This is a genomic window from Nocardia sp. NPDC004123 (assembly GCF_053603795.1).
In genome coordinates, this window is record NZ_JBSGGG010000025.1 from 59501 (window position 1) to 74829 (window position 15329).

Genomic DNA, 15329 nt, shown 5'->3' on the forward strand with positions numbered 1-15329 from the left:
GGCTCACCGGCTTCCGGCGACGATGGAGGTGATGCGGACCTGGCCGTCACGGGCGGCGGTGGTGATGACCTGCTGCCAGGAGGTCTGAGTGCCGTCCGGGTGCTTCTCGTCGACGGTGACGTTCCAGCGGTCGGCGTCCGCGCCGGTGATGGTGACGCAGTGCTTGGTGCCGGCCGGGGTGGCCGAAATCGCGTCGCGGGTGGCCTGTTCCGGGGCGACGCGGGCGTCCGGGGTGAGCAGGGCGCGCACCGCGCCCACGTCGCGCAGCACGTACCAGGCGTATTCGAGGTGCATGATGACGCCGGGCCCACTGAGGAGGTCGCCGGCGGTGTCGCCGCTCACCCGCTGCGGCGTACTGACTTCCTGGCACCAGGTGACCAGCCCCGGCTGATTCCCGCCGGACGTGCTCGGGCCTGCCGCACTGGTCGCCGGAACCGCCTGCGGCGCCTGTGAATCGCCCGGCGTGAGCGCCAGCCACCCGGCCACCGCCACCAGCACCAGCGCCAGCGAAACTCCGGCAATCGCGAGCGCCCGATTGCGGATCCGCAACCGCCGCTGCGTCTGCTCCGCCCGCCGCCGCGCCTCGGACACCAGCGCCGCCATCGGATCCTCGGCCCGCAACTCGTCCGCCCGAACCGACTGCCGCCCTGCCTCACTCGCCGCCGGCATCGCCCCCTCCGTCAGCCACGAGGCCCACCCCGGCGCCTCCGCCTCCACCGCCCCCACCGGCTCCCCACCGCCGGGAGCCAGCACCGGCATCACCGGCCGCCCCGCACTCGGCCCCGCATCCCCAACGTCTCCGCCCACATCCCCGGCGCCCCTATCCTGGTCCGCCGAGAACCCTCCCCAACCCTCCGCCGCCCGATGCCGCCCCGCCCCACCTCGACCGTCCATACCTTCGCTCCCAACCCGGCCCAAGCCACCCTCGCCCAAGCCCACGTCGACCCCACCGGCAGTACCCCGAGCACCCCCGCCGCCAGCCGAAACAACTCCCGAATGCCCGACGCCGATCACCCGTGCGGCCGCACCCAGCTCCGGCCGACCCCTGTCGGGTTCCCACCGACCTGTATCGGGTTCGCGTCCACCAGTGCCGGTTCGGTGCTGAGCTGTGGCGGATTCTTCTTGCGCTGTGCCGGGTTCGCGCGCTGTGACGGACTCGCGCTGAGCTGTGCCGGGTCTTCGGTGTGCCCCGTCGGCTGCGCGTGGAGTGGTACTGCTTTCGGCCCTGGCTGCGCCACTTTCGATCCGGGGTGTGCCGTATTCGGTCCTGCGGGTGCCGCTTTGGGGCTGGGCTGGGGTGCCGTTGGACTGGGGTGTGGCGCTGCTGGCCGGGGCCGTGCTGCCTTCGGTTCGGGGTGTGGCGCTATCGGGCCGGGCTGCGCCGTTTTCAACTCGGGGTGTGCCGCTTTGGGTCTGGGCTGCGCCGTTCTTGGCTTGGGGCGCGGCGCTTTCGGCCTGGGCCTCGTGACCTTCGGCCCGGGCCGTTGCAGATGTCTTGACGGCGGGATCGGGGTCGAGGGCGAGGAAGTCGTGGGCGCGGTCGGTTCGGGTCAGGTCGGGATGCGGAGGTGCGGAGGTGGGGTCGGGGGTGGCGGGAGGTAAGTGGCCTGGGGTGGAGTCGGAGGCGTTGGTGTCTGGAGTCACGGCGTTGCCCGTGCCGTTCCGGTCACGCACCCGGCGGGGCGGGTTGCAGGGCGGCCATGAAGGCTTCGGGGGTGAGCGGGGGCATCTGCGCCACGGCGGTGCGGAACGAGTCGACCTGCGCGTTCACGCCGTCCACCACCTGCTCGACCACGGGCGCGGCCTGCGGCGCCACCGCGGCCACCTGCTGCCCGACCCCGGTAGCCGCCTGCTCCACCACCGGCGCAACCTGTTGCTCGACCGTGGTGGCGACCTGCTGCGCGACGGGCGCGACCTGCTGTTCAACCGTGGTGGCAACTTGCTGCGCGACCGGCACGACTTGTTGCTCGACCATGGTGGCGACTTGCTGCGCCACCGGCATGACCTGCTGCTCGACGGTCGTGGCGACCTGCTGCACCACGGGCGCGGCCACCTGCGCGATCGGCGCGGGCAATCCGGCGATCGCCGAAACCGGCCGTACCCCGGGAAAACCCGTCACCGGATCCGAAACCGGCACCTGCGCAGCGGTATCGGTCAGCGACGTTGGAAGGGCCGGCGCTGGTTTGGTGGCATCTCCGCCACTGAGCGCGCCGGCTGCGAGGGCCGCCAACGCTCCACCGGCAATGACGAAGGGGCCGCTGATCACTGCGGCGGCACCGCCGCCGATCACGCATCCCGAGATGCCGCCGACCACTGCTCCAGCGGGTGCTCCGATCCCGGCTGTGGGGACGCCACCAATCACGCCACCGGCTACCGCACCAATTACGGCACCTGCCGCGCAACCGATCGGAACGGCCGCGATCGGTACCGCTGCTGCGGTGCCGCCTGCGCCGAGCACAGCACCAATGGTGCTGGAGGCGGCCATTCGGTCTGAGTCCTCGCGCGAGAAACCCAATCGGTCGTAGGCGGCCGCGATCTGCCACTCCGCCATATCGAGATAGGCCTGGGCCTTGTCGCGAGTTTTGGTGTCGATCCAGTCCGGCAGCTCGACGCCGCCCGTGCCCACTCGCAGCTTGTGCGGGTCCGCGGGCATCACTTCCGGCGCATTCGCGGCGGGCTGACCAGGCTGGGTGTCCTGTGGTTCAGTCGGCTGGACCTGTGGCTGGGTCTGCGGCTGAATGATGGTGTCCTGCTGCGGCGTTGTCTGCTGCTTCGGCCGGGGACGGTTCGGGGGAGCGATGGGCGGATCCGGGATGTAATCCGCCGGGCTGGGTAAGGAATTCGCGGGCGGCTGTTGCGGCTGGGTGCTCAGGCCCGGTTGCCCGTCGCCGGGTACGGCGAGGCCCGGCTGGCCCGGGGCCGCGGCGGCGACGCCCTGGCCGGCCACCAGCGCGATGGGCAGCATCGACAACAGGATCGAAGTTCGTGTGGTCTTCATGTCCCCAATTCCCCTTCCCCGAATGGACAGCACCGGGCACACGGCCCGAATCCCCCGGATGCCATGGCATTCCGCACCCCTGGCCGACTACACAGGTGGCCCACCGGAACCAGGTCCCGATGATCCATCATGAACCCCACCACCTGCGATGATCATGTTGCGGCCCTGATCTTACCCGGATCGTGGGCCCCCACAACCGGTTCCGTTACAGGAGTGACGAATTGTTAAACCGAGCCGAGCAACACTCGTGGATCAGCTCCCGGCACTCGTAGGATCACGACACGTCGCCCGCCCGCGCGTCATCCGAACCGGCTTCACCGCAACACTTCTCGACCACCCGCAGGTCCACCCGGAGGAATCCTCATGCGCGCCAAGCCAGCACACCACGCGCAAACTTTCGCCGCCGCGGCCGCGACCCTGCTCGCCTCCGCAGCCGTCCTCAGCGTCGCTGCCTGCGGAATCAGTGATCAGAGCGCCGCGAAAACGACTACCACACCGGTCGACCCGGCCCGTGTGCCCGCCGACGTGCACTGGGAGAATTACCAGGGAGTCCAACTCCCCATCGGCAGTCACGACGGTCCCAGCAAACTCGGCACCACCGCCGCTGGCTTCTCGCACACCCCGCAGGGAGCGGCGCTGGCCGCCATCAATCACAGCACCCGGCTGTCACTGGCCCCGGACGGCGCATGGCCGCAGGTGGCAGCGATTTCGCTGATTCCCGGTCCGGCCAAGGACTCCTGGGTACTGGCCCGCGCGCAGGTCTCGATCACCGCCCCCGCCAACCCGGTGGTGGCCCCGCGCATCACGGCCTACAAGCTCACCGCCTACACCCCCGACCGCGCCGACCTCACCGTCTACGCCACTTACTCCGACGCCAGCATCACCGCGACCGCCGAGACGGTGCTCTGGGCGTCCGAGGACTGGCGGCTGCTCCTCGCGGACCCCGCCGCCAAAACCCAGACCGTGCAATCGGTTCCCAGCGTCCCCGCGGACGCGGTCAGGCTGGAACCCCCGAAATAGCGGCTACCCGACCAGCTTCAACCCGATCACGCACGCAACGATCCCGCCCAGGAACAGCACCTTGACCGCGCTGACCGAGTCCCCACCGGTAGCCATGGAATAGACGACGGTCAACACCGCTCCGATCCCCACCCACACCGCGTACGCCGTCCCCACGGGCAGCCCCCGCATGGCGTAGGCCAGCCCCGCCATACTCACCACGAGCGCCACCCCGAACACCGCGGTCGGCCCGAGCCGGGTGAACCCCTCCGACTTCCCGAGCGCGGTGGCCCACACGGCCTCGAACACCCCGGACACGACCAGTACCAGCCACGACATGACAACCTCCGAAGGCCGTCTTGTCGCACACCGGGTACGGCTCCCTCGTCCGGGCCCCCAACCGGGGACTACCTACACGATGGCAAATATTCAGCGACCAGGGCAAATTCCCGGCTGGTGATCTCCGCCTCCATCCGCCGAGATCACCAGCTGTATCTCAGCGCCAGATCCCACTACCGAGGAATCGATCCCACTGCTCACCGGAGAAGACGAGCACCGGCCCACCCGGATCCTTCGAATCACGGACCCCGACGAGCCCGGCATCGTCGGCGAAGGCGATCTCGACACACTCCGAAGCGTTCGGGGACTTGCTGGACTTGAACCATTGGGCGTTGGAAAGGTCGAAGCTCACGCGGTGCACTCCTTCGCGATGCGCCACACCAGATCGCGGCTGGCGTCCTCACTCAACGCTACCTGCCGGAGAGTGTCGATGGCCCGCCGATGCCGGGCGATGACCTCTCGCTGTTCGAGATAGATCGCGCCTTCATAGCCTTCGATGTAGACGACCGGCGGCTCGACCAATCTGTTTGTGAGTGGCGGGAATTCGAGCAGCGTGAATGACCGCACCACCAGACCGCAGTTGTTTTCGGTGGCGGATGGCACCACTCGAATCGATACGTTCTCGCGCTCGCCGGCTTCGCTGAGCCGCCGCAGCTGTGCGGCCATGACGGACGGTCCGCCAGGGCGATGTCGCAGCACCGCCTCCGACAGCAGCGCGTCGAGCCGGAAGTCGTCCTGTTCGAGCCGCGCCTGCCGCCGTGCGGAGAACTCGAGGCGGCGCTCGATATCGACGGCGGACAGCTCTAGCTCGGCGAAGCTGATGAGGGTTCGGCGGTACTGAGCGGTCTGCAACAGGCCCGGTACCAGCGAAAGTTGATGCGTTGTCAAGTGATCCGCCTCTTCCTCCAGTCTCAGGTAATGATCGAAGTGCGCATCCAACTGATCGCTGTAGGCCCGCCACCAGCCGGCGGTGCCGCCCTGCGCCTTCATGATGAGATCCTGTTGCTTGACCTCCTCCCACAACCGCAGCACCTCGTCCCGTTTCGGGCTCGGATTGGGGACGCCGTAGAACTCGAGTAGGTCCCTGATCTGTGCTGTGCACATCTTGACCCGCTGGCCGTCCTCCAGGCGGCCGACGCTCTGGGGTGACATTTCGATGTGCCGACCGGCCGCGAGTTGCCCCTTTCCGGCCTGAATGCGAAAGGTTCGGAGTGCACGTCCAAATGCCCTGCGGGGCAATGTCGATCCCGCCATTTCGTTAGCCTCTCTATCTGGGAAGCGCCGTACTGGAATAGCCCTCGGTGGATGTCCAACGAATTGGAATGAATTGCACGATTCGATGGTGTCAATTCGTCCCGCGCAGTGTCTACTGAATACGGCGCGCCACACCGAATCTCGAAGAATTCCTCGCAAAAGGGAGTCCGAAATGCCCTGGGACGCATGGGCGCTGCTGTCCATCATCGTGGTCTGCACCGCCATTACCGCCCGCACCGCGTGGGACTCGTACCGCCTCGGCCGCGAGTCCCGCCCCACCACCCTGCGCCTGCCCCTGTCCACCGGCGGCCACCTCGACATCCCTTGTCCGCCCGGCCATCCCACCGGCCGCCACCGCCCCCACTCGACCAGGTGATCCCATGACCCCCGCCGAAATCGCCGTCCTCGCCACCCTCCACCCCGACCACACCCTCACCGCTCCGCAGATCCAGCAATCTGCCGCCCTGACCAGCTGGCGCACACGAAATGCCCTCTCCCGCCTGGAATCCCGTGGCCTCATCACACCGAGCCGTCCCCGCGGCCGCTACCGCATCACCCCTCGTGGCCGGGTCGCGCTGGCAACCAAGGCCCGCCGCTTCGCCTGACCCGTAGCCCTTCGTCTCGCCAGAGTCGTTGGATCCTCTTGTGGTTTGCCGTCCAGCCTTCGGCGCGAGCTTCGAGGTAGGCGGGGCGGACCCTTTCCGCGGATGACCTCACGCCCATTAGCGCAGCCGATCACGCAGTGCCGCATCGGGATCGGCGGCTGATTGCGCGGCCGGAGGGCGGCGTTGGGTGCTTCGGTGTTGCCCGGTGACCCGGCAGACGAACCGTTCGCTCACCTCGAGCACGCGCATAAGATGCGCGACGGCCGCCCGCCGGCGTTCCGGGTCCAGAAGTTCCCTTGGCGATCTCCTGCAATGCTGCCTTCTCCAGCTCGGCCTCGGCGAGAGGCCTTTTCAGGGTGGAGTTTTCGCGTTCGAGGTCCTTCAACCGTTTGGCGTCGTCGGCCTCGAGCCCGCCGAACTGGTTGCGCCAGCGGTAGTAGGTGGCCTCGGTGATCTGCAGCGTCCCGGCACACGTCGGCGATGTCTTTGCCCTCGCCCAGCAGCCGATCGGCCTCGCCCAGCTTGCGGACGACCTGCTCGGGGGTGTGACTCTTGCGTGTTGCCATGGTTTTCGAGCCTTCCTGCCCACTTCGTGGGCCGCAAGGGCTCTCACACTCCCCGGACCGAGGTCATGGGGTCAGGTCAGGGGAGATTGTCGGAGTCGCGTTGGCAGGTGAGGTCGGCATCGGGGAGCGTGCCGTCACGGAAGTAGGTATTGACGACCTCGTTCACGCATTGGCTCAGGTTGGAGCCGAGGAGGCCGTGAACGCGGGTGTCTGCCAGTGTGACCATTCGTGACGCTGTCAGGTCCTGGTGCAATGCAAGGCTCCCCTGGTAGGGGGTGCGGGTGTCGCGGGTTGCCTGCAGGATCAGGGCTGGTGTCGCGTTGTGCACGGCGGTGGGTGGCTCGACCGGGTCCGGCCAGAACGCGCATGCGGTGATGTTGTTGGCGAAGGCGCCGAACACCGGTTGGGTCGCCCGGACGCTGTCGATATTCCGGCTATACCAGGCCAGGTCCCGGGGTGCGGCCTTGTCGCCGCACATGACCGCGGCCATGCCCGACGCATCCAGCGCAACGGGACCGCTGACCTTCGCTTTCAGCTGTTCCATGTCGATGGGCAGCCCGGACACTGCGTCGTCCAGGGTCCGCACGAGCTCGGCGAGGTTGGTGTTCTTCTTCGGATTCGACAACAGCGACAGCAGCATCATCGGAACGGTGTGTTCATCGATGAGATAGCCGTTGCCGATGACCGGATGCGCGGCGGCACGTCGGATCAGGTCCTCGACAAAGGCCCGGACCTGCGGTCCGCTGTCGCCGAAGTGGTAGTCGGCGTCGTGGCGGGCCGCCCAGATCGCCCAGTCGTCGAGCCCGGCCTCGTTGACGGCGCCCATGTCCTGGTACGTGCCGATCCAGTAGCGGTCCGGGTCGAGGGCGCTGTCCAGCACGATCCGGTCACTGTGCTGAGGGAACATCTGCGTGTACACCGCGCCCAGGTAGGTGCCGTAGGAGTCGCCGTAATAGTTGAGCTCGGGTTCGCCGAATGCGCTGCGGATGACATCCATGTCGCGGGCGGTATTGCGGGTGGTGATGGACCGAGCCTTCTCGGGATCGGGCATTACGCAGGAAGCCGCGAACGCGGCGGCCAGGGTGGCGTCGCGCGCGTAGCCGAAGGCGTCGAAGCCGGCCGAGAACAACATGCTGGGCAGCGGCAGCGCACAACTCATTCGGTCCGATCGGCCGATACCACGTGGGTCCATGCCGATCAGGTCGTACCGGGCGCGGACATCCGGTGTGAGCCGATCCCGGAGGTCGGCGATCATGCTCAGGCCCGGACCGCCGGGACCGCCGGGGTTGGACAGCATGATCCCGCGTCTGCGGGCTGGGTCGGTGGCCGGGATACGCGAGATCGCTACGGTCAGCGTGCGCGAGTCCGGTCGGTTGTAGTCGAGCGGTACGACAACGCCCGCGCACTGAGCCCCCGCACCGTCGAGCACCGCATCGTTACACGGCGTCCAGTTCAGCGGCTGGTGATAGAACGACTCCAGCCCACCCGGAATGTCGTCGATCGGATCGGCGCTTGCCGATCCCATGGGCAACGTGGCGAATGCAGCTGCCGATATGACTCCCAGAACGAGCCATCGTAACCATTTTGTCGGCATCGCATCTCCTGCCCGCGACCTCCGTGTACGCATCCCTGATTCCGCCGCACAGCTATTTCCGGGGTCTCGGACCAGCACACTACAGACGTTTGCTGAAACCGGCTCGGCGAGGCAGAAATTCTCAGGAGCGTCACACATACTTGCCCGGTCACATCATGGTTGTGCCTCTGACATCTGGTTTTGCCGTGCGCGCGACGTGCACGGCCCAGAGGCCAGCGCGATAGCGGCGTATGCCGAGCAATAGCCTGCCGTGTCGAGACCGGGCACCCGCGCTCGTATTCGCTCGGTCCGGCGAGCCTTCTCCGCCGTACTGGGCGGCCTCGACCGTTGTCGGAAAGTTAAGCTGCGAATGCGGGATCGTTATGCTACCGTGATCTAGATCTCGAATTGGTGCGACTGATTGTGCGGGCCCCGAGTGCCTGCGCGTCGGATTAGTGGACGCGGGAGGCGTGATGGAATTCCGGCATATGTTGTCGACATATCGAAAAAATGCTTGCCGCACAGCGTATTCGGCAACCAATACGCCCGGCCTGCCGGTTGGCAGCACGCCCGGGCAACAAGTGATGTGGTGGCGGATCGGCCTGCAATGGCTTGCGGCCCTCGTACTCGCCATGATCGTGCTGCCGGCAGCGGTGTCGATGCCGGTCGCGCGAGCCGCTTCGCTGTCCCCCGGTGACGATCCCTTCTATGCCGCACCCTCCGATCTCGCGTCACATCCGAACGGCGCGGTACTCGGAGCGCGGACGATCGCACTGCTCGGTCTGCCGGTACCGGTGTCGGCATGGCAATTGAGTTATCGCACAACCGATTCCGAAGAGCATCCGCAGTTGAACGTGACCACGGTGCTAGTGCCATCGGTGCCCTGGAACGGGCCGCGGCCGGTGTTGTCGTACCAGGTACCCGAGAACAGTCTCGACACCCGGTGCGCGCCGTCGGTCACGCTGCGCGGCGGAAGCGACAACGACATGGCGAGCGCCATGCAGGATGCGCCGTTCATCGCGGACGCACTGCTGCGGGGATGGGCCGTCGTGGCCAGCGACTACGAAGGGCCGCAGTCCCGGCTCTTCGACGGCGTGACATCCGGGCGTGGAGTTCTGGACGGAATCCGGGCCGCGCGGTCGTTCTCGCCGGCCGGCATCGATGCCTCGAGCTCAATCGGCGCCTGGGGATACTCGGCCGGAGCCTTCGCGACCCTGTGGGCCACACAGTTGCGCCGGGAATACGCACCAGACGTGCGACTGGTCGGCACCAGCGCCGGCGGAATCCCCACCGATCTCCCGGCCGTCGCGCAACGCGCCGACAGCGCCGCCGGGGCGATACTGATGCTGCTCGGGCTGGCCCGCAACGAACCCGCCTCCCGATTGGCCGACTTGTTGAACGACCGGGGCCGCCGCGCGCTGCTTGCCGCGGGCACCTCCGGCTGTGGTGCGGATCTGTCTCAGGAATACTCTGACGTCCACGTCGACGATTTCGCCACAGTCCCGAACCTGTTGGCGCAGCCCGCTTTCCGCAACGCCGCCCTGCCCAATGAACTCGGCCGCACCGCCCCCGACACCCCGCTGTACCTGTACCACAGCATCGCCGACGAGAAGATCCCCGTCGCCGGCTACACCGCCCTCGTCGATACCTACTGCGCTCTGGGCGCCACCCTCACCGCGATCCACTCGCTGTTCCCGACGCACATCGGAGCCGCCGCGGGCGAAGCACTCGGCGGCATGAACTTCCTCGCCGACCGCTTCGCGGGCACCCCACAAGCCGCGGGGTGTGTGGTGGAGTAAGCGCCGGCTCACCCGGTACCCCCGCCGGGCCGTTGGCCGGACTCACCTTCACGGGACGCGTACGGCGACCGCCGCACAAGTCTCGCCGAATCGGGGACCGGAGTTCGATATCAACTGGGCAGGCATGACTGCGGCTCACGATGGCACCGGGCTCTCCACAGCCTGGACCAACCACTGTCATGGGCTCGTCGGAGCTGTTCACCCCAGCCTCGCCGCAGGTCATTTCATGGTGGCGAGGTTGTGCCAGAGGTGTCGCAGGCTGTCGGTGCCGCCGAAGAGCGTGGTGAAGTTGGTGGAGTCGATGAGCAGGATGTCGCCGGCGCGCGGGCCGGCGGGCGGCATCCAGATCAAAGTGTTGAATTCGGTGTTTCCGGCGGTGGTGAAGGGATGCGGTCGGTGGGGGTCGACGCGCTGGCGGGCCAGTACGCGGAGCGAGTCGCTTTCGGGTGCGGTGAGTTCGTAGTGCGGTAGATGGGGGTGGAAGTTGAATGTGGTGACCTGGTCGAGCAGCCGGGGTGTGTCCAGGTCGCGGAACGCGGTGACGGGGGCGATCTGATCGGTGCCTTCGACGACTGCCGGGCGCAGGCCCCAGATGTTGTGCACCGGCACGTCGAGCGCTTTCATCAGCGAGCGCGTGTACTGGCCGAATCGCTGCTGGCGGGGCACGAGCGGATCGCCGTGATGCTCGTATTCGATCTGTCGCTGCGCGTTGTCGTCGGTGAAGCCCACGTCGTGGTGCGGCGCCAGCAGCAGGCAGGTGCCCTCCCGTTGCAACCACTCACGGATGGCGTCGATCTCCTCGGGCGCGGCCTGCTGTTCGGCGAGGACATGGTCGAGCCCGAACACCATCAGGGTGTCGGTGTCGGCCAGGATGCGTTCGTCGATGGGCAGGAAGTAGCCGGCCTGATCGATGCGCTGGAAGACCGCGACGGGATGGCCGGTGGCCTGCCCCGCCAGCTGTTGGAAATCCAGTGTCGAACGGTGGAACAGCTCGAGGGTGCCGGCGATACCCTGCAGGAAATGGTCCTTGTCGTAGTCGGGGGTCTCGTAGGCCGGCCAGGTGACGTTGCGTACCTCGGTCATCGTGGAGAAGCGATTGTAGATTTCGGCGGGGTCGCGTTGGGCTTCCCAGGGGTAGCTCCACGTCCAGTAGATGCTGACCCGCCGCCGCCCATCGGCCGTGCGCGGAATGTGGCTCTGGTTGTAGGTGCGTGCCGTCGGCAGGCTGCTCATGAGGTCACCTCTCGGTTTTCGAGCGTGGCCAGGTAGCGCAGGGCGCTGATCCCGGGCAGGAAGAAGTACGCCCCGCCTTTGAGAGTGGTGAAGGCGGGCAGGCCCGTGAACACCTTTCGGATCGGGCGCTTGGGGATGGTGAATTCCAGGGTGCCGTCCTGGGCGCCGCAAATGGGGTCGTGCTCATTGCCGAGTTCGTGGAATGCCTTGTCGTTGATCCAGACGTTCTGGGCGAACTCGAACTGGCGAACCAGGCTGGCGCAGATGATGAACGCGGCGATGCCCCGGTCCACGCCGTCGTCGGGCGCATCCTCGGGCAGCGCCGGTCCGTAGGTGGCGCCACGGCGAATCATCCTGCGCCGGTTCATGTTCGGCGCGGTGTCGCGCGGGTTGAGTCGGCGCGCATGCGAGCCCAGCGGCACCGCGTAACCGTGCGGGTCCATCTGTTTGTAGTTGAAGTCGTTGTTGCGCAAGGGATCTGCACCGAGCTGGGGATCGTCGTGGTCCGGTGACAGCACGAGCGGCGCGCCGCTGCGCCAACGGCCCATGATCTTGGCGGCGAGGAGCTCCTGCCCGTCCGGCGTGTCGGCGTGCTCACGCAGGAATTCCCGGAATGCACCCACGTGTTCTTGCAGCCGCCGGTAGGCCATGTAGCTGCCGTTGCGGGACAAGACCTCCGGCTGCGGCAGCCCGTGGGGTGGCCCTTCCTCGTCGGGGTAGCCCAGGATGAATTCACCGGGTTGCAGGGACGCGCCCGAGCCCGGGGTCGGTTCTTCCCCGGATCCTTGCATCACCGGCTGGGACAAGCGGTCGCGAAACCCGAAGTGGTCGTGGGCGTAGTTGAACGGCGGTGTCGCGTTCAAATCCAGGAACGACAACACGCGCACACCCGGACAGCCGGCCACCAGCTTCTCGTGTTCGGCCGTGCAGCGCAGTCGTTCATCCTCGGTGCGGGCGAACAGGATTGCGATGGCGTGCAGGTCGGCACCGGCCAGCCCGCCCACCCAGTTGTCGGGATGATTGGCGCCGGTGTCACCCAGGATGTCGGCCCGGGCGGCCATGCCCTCCCGGAATTCGTCGGGAAAGGTGGCAAGCGCTCGGTCTGGAACCCCGAGCGCCCGCAACCCATTCCAGGTGAAGGCCAGCGTGATCCAGCGCTGCGAACTGTCCATCGTGGCGCGCACGTCCGCGGCCGACTGCACCCGGTCCAGCAGCGGCGTCAACCAGGCTCGGCCCCCGGCGGGGTCGTCGAAGGACAGGAACTCATAGCGCCCGGTCACCGCTGGGGTGCGGGTCAGCAGGATGTGCTGAATATCCTCGAGCTCGAGCATGGCCCCGGGCTACTGCATCTGATCGAGCATGTCGGAGAACGCCGCCTTCGCCCGCAGCGCCTTCTTGATCTCGTCAGCGGTGGCGTAGGGGTACTCGCCGTACTCGAGGAAGCTCGGAAACTGGTGTTTGCGAACGAATTCCACGAATGACTCCGGATTTTCCTTCCAGTCCTCCGGGAATCCCTCGAGGTTCGTGAAAACGGTGTCGATACCGGTCTGCGAGAACAGCATCACCGCGTCTTCGGTGTACTTGTCGAAATCGGTGTCGAAGATGCCCTGATACTGGAAGTACAGTCCGAAGCCGACGTCGAACAGCAGCCACCGCAGGTAGTGCAGCCGGAGCGGTGCCAATACGTCCGGGCTTGCGGCCACCGCGTCTTGGATCCGCTTGCCGTGGGCGCGGATGGCCTCTTCCCGGCCGGGTTTCACCTTGGCAATGATCGAGAATCCGTAACAGGCGGGGGTCCGTGGATAGATGGGACCGTATCTACCGCGCTGCAGTTCGAAGTAGCCCTCTTTGGGAATGGCCAGCGCTGCTGGTTTACTCCAGTCCTGATCGGCGGATGGCATGTTGTCCACACCTTTCGCAGTAAGCCACCTATTGAGACCGTGTCGTAACCTGCATTCGGCACCGAATATGGATGCCGTGAATCGGCTGAGGCCAGGGCCGGAAACTGTTGTCGTTTTGTTAGGCTGCCCGACCGCTCTACGCGGTAGCGATACCGCCGAATTCTCGGGGCAGGCAACCCATTCTGGCAGGATGACCCTATGCCGACTCCGTCGCAACAGAGCAAGCCTGCGCCACCTCTGGGTCAACTGTCAACGCCGCGAGCCGCCGCACTGGCCGGGGTGCTCTTCGCGATATTACTCGGTACAACGCTGGTCCTGATTCGCATCCAAATGCCCGACCATGTCGAGGATTCGGCGCAATGGCTGCAGAGCCGGCGCGGCGCGCTCACCACGGCGACCGTGCTGATGCCATTCGCCGGAATCAGCTTCTTGTGGTTCATCGGCGTCGTCCGCGATGGGTTCGGACACCACGAAGACCGGTTCTTCCTGACGGTATTCCTGTGCAGCGGACTGCTCTTCGTCGCAATGATGTTCGTCGCGACCGCCGGTATTGCCGGTCTTGTGACGAGTAACAACAGCGTCACCGATCCGCCCGCCCGCACCGAGGTGATCAACTTCGCCAGGATGATGGTGATCTCGGCGAGCCAAACCTACGCACTGCGGATGGCCGCGGTGTTCATGATCTCGCTCGCGACGATTTGGGCGAAGACCAGGCTCATGCCCCGCTGGCTCGTCGTACTCAGCTATCTGGCCGCCCTGGTGCTGCTGATCGGCAGCGAGATGAGCCGCTGGCTGACCCTGGTGTTCCCGGTCTGGGTGCTCGTGGTCAGCTGCTTGCTCCTGGCCCGCGCCGGACTGATCGGCGAGCGCCGCGACGAGGGCGATCGGTCTCGGAGGCTTTCGTGAACGAGCCACCTTCGCCGCGTTCGCCTGATCTGGAGCTGCTCTACTTCGCGGTGGCGGACCGGCACCTGCAATACGAGAATCTGCTCTGGCAGGTGCCTGCGCTCAGTCTGACCGCCCAGGCCTTCCTGTTCAGTATTGCGATGGGAGCAGGCAACGACCCCGTCGCGCGGATCGCCTCCTCGCTTCTCGCGCTGATCGTTTCGATCATCTCGATCATGCTGATGGCAAGCCATCGCCTCGCCGGCCGCAAGGATGAGCTCTGGCTGGAGCGATTCGAACAAACTGAACTCGACGTGGGAACCTGGGGCGCACACGGCTCGGCATTCGCGAGGCAACAGGACATCGCCGACCTGGACGCGGGGCTGGTGGGCAAGCTGATCCCGATACGGCAGATGTTCAAGGTATGGGTCGTCGGACTCAGCTGCTTCGGCGTAGCCGCCGTGTTCATGATCGTGCGGACACTGACCAATCTCGGCGGTTGAGCAGTCTGAGCTGGTCGGCAGTGGTGACCTACGAATGAAGACTTCTGGCCCCTAGCGGATGCTGGCCGATCGCGGTTAGCCTGAAGATCGTCCTTTCTCAAAAACTGTGGAGAGGACGTTGCTTCGGTCGACACAGCTACCGGAGCCGCCAGGTCGACGTGGTAGTGACAGTGCCTGGCACCGGACCATTCCCACACAGGATCTGGTTCGGCAACTTCACCGTGTGGCTATCGCTCGTCATCAGGACCATGACAACTGGTCGGGGTCGAGAACGACGAAGTGCGTCATGAGCCGCTTCCGAGAGCGGCGAAGCGAGCGACAGCAGTCGTACCACTGTCTGCTTCAGCAGACTTCGCCGCTCAAGCACCAGCGCAGCGGCTCGGCGGCAATCACCGAGGTTGCCCGGCTGCACTGGACAAGTCACTCGACATCGAGGAACAGATATGTCCAGCAAAATGATCAAGTTCGTGGCCGCAATCGCTATTGCCCTGCCGTTGGGCGCTATCGCAGCTCCGGCAGCTTCGGCCGCAACGCCGAGTTCGACATCGACCGCGGTTACTCCCGCTGATGGATCAATTGCTATCTGCTTCCCCCTGGGCAGTGTGGTCTGGTGCATCTGAGACCACGGGCTGACGCCTCCGCATAGTTGGAAGGAGCTGCAAGGATCCTGTGGC

Annotated in this window: 16 protein-coding genes, 1 pseudogene and 1 riboswitch; of the genes and pseudogenes, 7 read left to right on the forward strand and 10 right to left on the reverse strand. The window is 66.3% G+C overall.

What is annotated here, in order from left to right:
* Positions 1-3: 3 nt before the first annotated feature.
* Positions 4-669 (reverse strand): hypothetical protein, encoded by a 666-nt coding sequence (locus ACWEQQ_RS32200; RefSeq protein ID WP_452350889.1) that lies wholly within the window; start codon positions 667-669, stop codon positions 4-6.
* A gap of 997 nt (positions 670-1666) precedes the next feature.
* Positions 1667-2998 (reverse strand): hypothetical protein, encoded by a 1332-nt coding sequence (locus ACWEQQ_RS32205; protein WP_452350890.1) that lies wholly within the window; start codon positions 2996-2998, stop codon positions 1667-1669.
* 363 nt (positions 2999-3361) lie between these two features.
* Between ACWEQQ_RS32205 and ACWEQQ_RS32210 the strand changes: the two genes are divergently transcribed.
* Positions 3362-4018, forward strand: a complete 657-nt coding sequence (locus ACWEQQ_RS32210; RefSeq protein WP_452350891.1) for a hypothetical protein — start codon at positions 3362-3364, stop codon at positions 4016-4018.
* A 3-nt stretch (positions 4019-4021) separates the two neighbouring features.
* Here ACWEQQ_RS32210 and ACWEQQ_RS32215 read toward each other — a convergent pair whose 3' ends face one another.
* The 3 genes from ACWEQQ_RS32215 to ACWEQQ_RS32225 all read right to left on the reverse strand — a co-directional run bounded on the left by ACWEQQ_RS32215 (position 4022) and on the right by ACWEQQ_RS32225 (position 5590).
* Positions 4022-4336 (reverse strand): DMT family transporter, encoded by a 315-nt coding sequence (locus ACWEQQ_RS32215; protein WP_452350892.1) that lies wholly within the window; start codon positions 4334-4336, stop codon positions 4022-4024.
* A gap of 9 nt (positions 4337-4345) precedes the next feature.
* Positions 4346-4408, reverse strand: a riboswitch (guanidine-III (ykkC-III) riboswitch).
* Positions 4409-4493: 85 nt separating this feature from the next.
* Positions 4494-4688, reverse strand: a complete 195-nt coding sequence (locus tag ACWEQQ_RS32220) for a DUF397 domain-containing protein (protein WP_354836793.1) — start codon at positions 4686-4688, stop codon at positions 4494-4496.
* A complete protein-coding gene (locus tag ACWEQQ_RS32225; protein ID WP_452350893.1) occupies positions 4685-5590 on the reverse strand; it encodes a helix-turn-helix domain-containing protein in 906 nt (301 codons plus the stop codon). Before ACWEQQ_RS32225 ends, ACWEQQ_RS32220 begins: the two co-directional genes overlap by 4 nt.
* Before the next feature lie 172 nt (positions 5591-5762).
* On the opposite strand from ACWEQQ_RS32225, the gene ACWEQQ_RS32230 reads away from it, so the two are divergent.
* On the forward strand, positions 5763-5966 hold the full coding sequence (locus ACWEQQ_RS32230) for a hypothetical protein (RefSeq protein ID WP_452342611.1): 204 nt from the start codon (positions 5763-5765) through the stop codon (positions 5964-5966).
* A 4-nt stretch (positions 5967-5970) separates the two neighbouring features.
* Entirely contained in the window at positions 5971-6195 is a 225-nt protein-coding gene (locus ACWEQQ_RS32235) for a hypothetical protein (RefSeq protein WP_452342612.1), read from the forward strand.
* Here the strand turns inward: ACWEQQ_RS32235 and ACWEQQ_RS32240 are convergent.
* Positions 6194-6761: pseudogene (locus ACWEQQ_RS32240) on the reverse strand (transposase); the annotation flags it as partial. The gene ACWEQQ_RS32235 and the pseudogene ACWEQQ_RS32240 sit on opposite strands and share 2 nt — an antisense overlap.
* Positions 6762-6837: 76 nt before the next feature.
* A complete protein-coding gene (locus tag ACWEQQ_RS32245; RefSeq protein ID WP_452350894.1) occupies positions 6838-8286 on the reverse strand; it encodes an alpha/beta hydrolase in 1449 nt (482 codons plus the stop codon).
* Between the two features lie 632 nt (positions 8287-8918).
* Between ACWEQQ_RS32245 and ACWEQQ_RS32250 the strand changes: the two genes are divergently transcribed.
* On the forward strand, positions 8919-10133 hold the full coding sequence (locus ACWEQQ_RS32250) for a lipase family protein (RefSeq protein WP_452350895.1): 1215 nt from the start codon (positions 8919-8921) through the stop codon (positions 10131-10133).
* 219 nt (positions 10134-10352) lie between these two features.
* Here the strand turns inward: ACWEQQ_RS32250 and ACWEQQ_RS32255 are convergent, their stop codons facing one another.
* From ACWEQQ_RS32255 to ACWEQQ_RS32265, 3 genes are read right to left on the reverse strand one after another with little or no spacing between them, the layout of a single operon-like run.
* Positions 10353-11366, reverse strand: a complete 1014-nt coding sequence (locus tag ACWEQQ_RS32255) for a hypothetical protein (RefSeq protein ID WP_452350896.1) — start codon at positions 11364-11366, stop codon at positions 10353-10355.
* The gene (locus ACWEQQ_RS32260) at positions 11363-12697 is read right to left on the reverse strand and encodes a Dyp-type peroxidase (RefSeq protein ID WP_452350897.1); all 1335 of its coding nucleotides are present in this window, start codon (positions 12695-12697) and stop codon (positions 11363-11365) included. Before ACWEQQ_RS32260 ends, ACWEQQ_RS32255 begins: the two co-directional genes overlap by 4 nt.
* A 9-nt stretch (positions 12698-12706) precedes the next feature.
* Positions 12707-13267 (reverse strand): hypothetical protein, encoded by a 561-nt coding sequence (locus ACWEQQ_RS32265; RefSeq protein ID WP_452342617.1) that lies wholly within the window; start codon positions 13265-13267, stop codon positions 12707-12709.
* Positions 13268-13465: 198 nt separating this feature from the next.
* Here ACWEQQ_RS32265 and ACWEQQ_RS32270 point away from each other — a divergent pair, with 198 nt between their 5' ends.
* The 3 genes from ACWEQQ_RS32270 (at position 13466) to ACWEQQ_RS32280 (ending at position 15223) form a co-directional block, all read left to right on the forward strand.
* Positions 13466-14173 (forward strand): hypothetical protein, encoded by a 708-nt coding sequence (locus tag ACWEQQ_RS32270; protein WP_452350898.1) that lies wholly within the window; start codon positions 13466-13468, stop codon positions 14171-14173.
* A complete protein-coding gene (locus ACWEQQ_RS32275) occupies positions 14170-14655 on the forward strand; it encodes a hypothetical protein (protein ID WP_452342619.1) in 486 nt (161 codons plus the stop codon). The genes ACWEQQ_RS32270 and ACWEQQ_RS32275 overlap by 4 nt, the downstream gene beginning before the upstream one ends.
* 286 nt (positions 14656-14941) lie before the next feature.
* Entirely contained in the window at positions 14942-15223 is a 282-nt protein-coding gene (locus tag ACWEQQ_RS32280) for a hypothetical protein (RefSeq protein ID WP_452342620.1), read from the forward strand.
* Positions 15224-15329 lie beyond the last annotated feature (106 nt).

Coding starts and splice junctions, on each gene's coding strand:
- ACWEQQ_RS32200 (WP_452350889.1), bottom strand. CDS start 669: ATGCCGGCGGCGAGTGAGGCAGGGCGGCAGTCGGTTCGGGCGGACGAG.
- ACWEQQ_RS32205 (WP_452350890.1), bottom strand. CDS start 2,998: ATGAAGACCACACGAACTTCGATCCTGTTGTCGATGCTGCCCATCGCG.
- ACWEQQ_RS32210 (WP_452350891.1), top strand. CDS start 3,362: ATGCGCGCCAAGCCAGCACACCACGCGCAAACTTTCGCCGCCGCGGCC.
- ACWEQQ_RS32215 (WP_452350892.1), bottom strand. CDS start 4,336: ATGTCGTGGCTGGTACTGGTCGTGTCCGGGGTGTTCGAGGCCGTGTGG.
- ACWEQQ_RS32225 (WP_452350893.1), bottom strand. CDS start 5,590: ATGGCGGGATCGACATTGCCCCGCAGGGCATTTGGACGTGCACTCCGA.
- ACWEQQ_RS32230 (WP_452342611.1), top strand. CDS start 5,763: ATGCCCTGGGACGCATGGGCGCTGCTGTCCATCATCGTGGTCTGCACC.
- ACWEQQ_RS32235 (WP_452342612.1), top strand. CDS start 5,971: ATGACCCCCGCCGAAATCGCCGTCCTCGCCACCCTCCACCCCGACCAC.
- ACWEQQ_RS32245 (WP_452350894.1), bottom strand. CDS start 8,286: ATGGGATCGGCAAGCGCCGATCCGATCGACGACATTCCGGGTGGGCTG.
- ACWEQQ_RS32250 (WP_452350895.1), top strand. CDS start 8,919: ATGTGGTGGCGGATCGGCCTGCAATGGCTTGCGGCCCTCGTACTCGCC.
- ACWEQQ_RS32255 (WP_452350896.1), bottom strand. CDS start 11,366: ATGAGCAGCCTGCCGACGGCACGCACCTACAACCAGAGCCACATTCCG.
- ACWEQQ_RS32260 (WP_452350897.1), bottom strand. CDS start 12,697: ATGCTCGAGCTCGAGGATATTCAGCACATCCTGCTGACCCGCACCCCA.
- ACWEQQ_RS32265 (WP_452342617.1), bottom strand. CDS start 13,267: ATGCCATCCGCCGATCAGGACTGGAGTAAACCAGCAGCGCTGGCCATT.
- ACWEQQ_RS32270 (WP_452350898.1), top strand. CDS start 13,466: ATGCCGACTCCGTCGCAACAGAGCAAGCCTGCGCCACCTCTGGGTCAA.
- ACWEQQ_RS32280 (WP_452342620.1), top strand. CDS start 14,942: ATGAGCCGCTTCCGAGAGCGGCGAAGCGAGCGACAGCAGTCGTACCAC.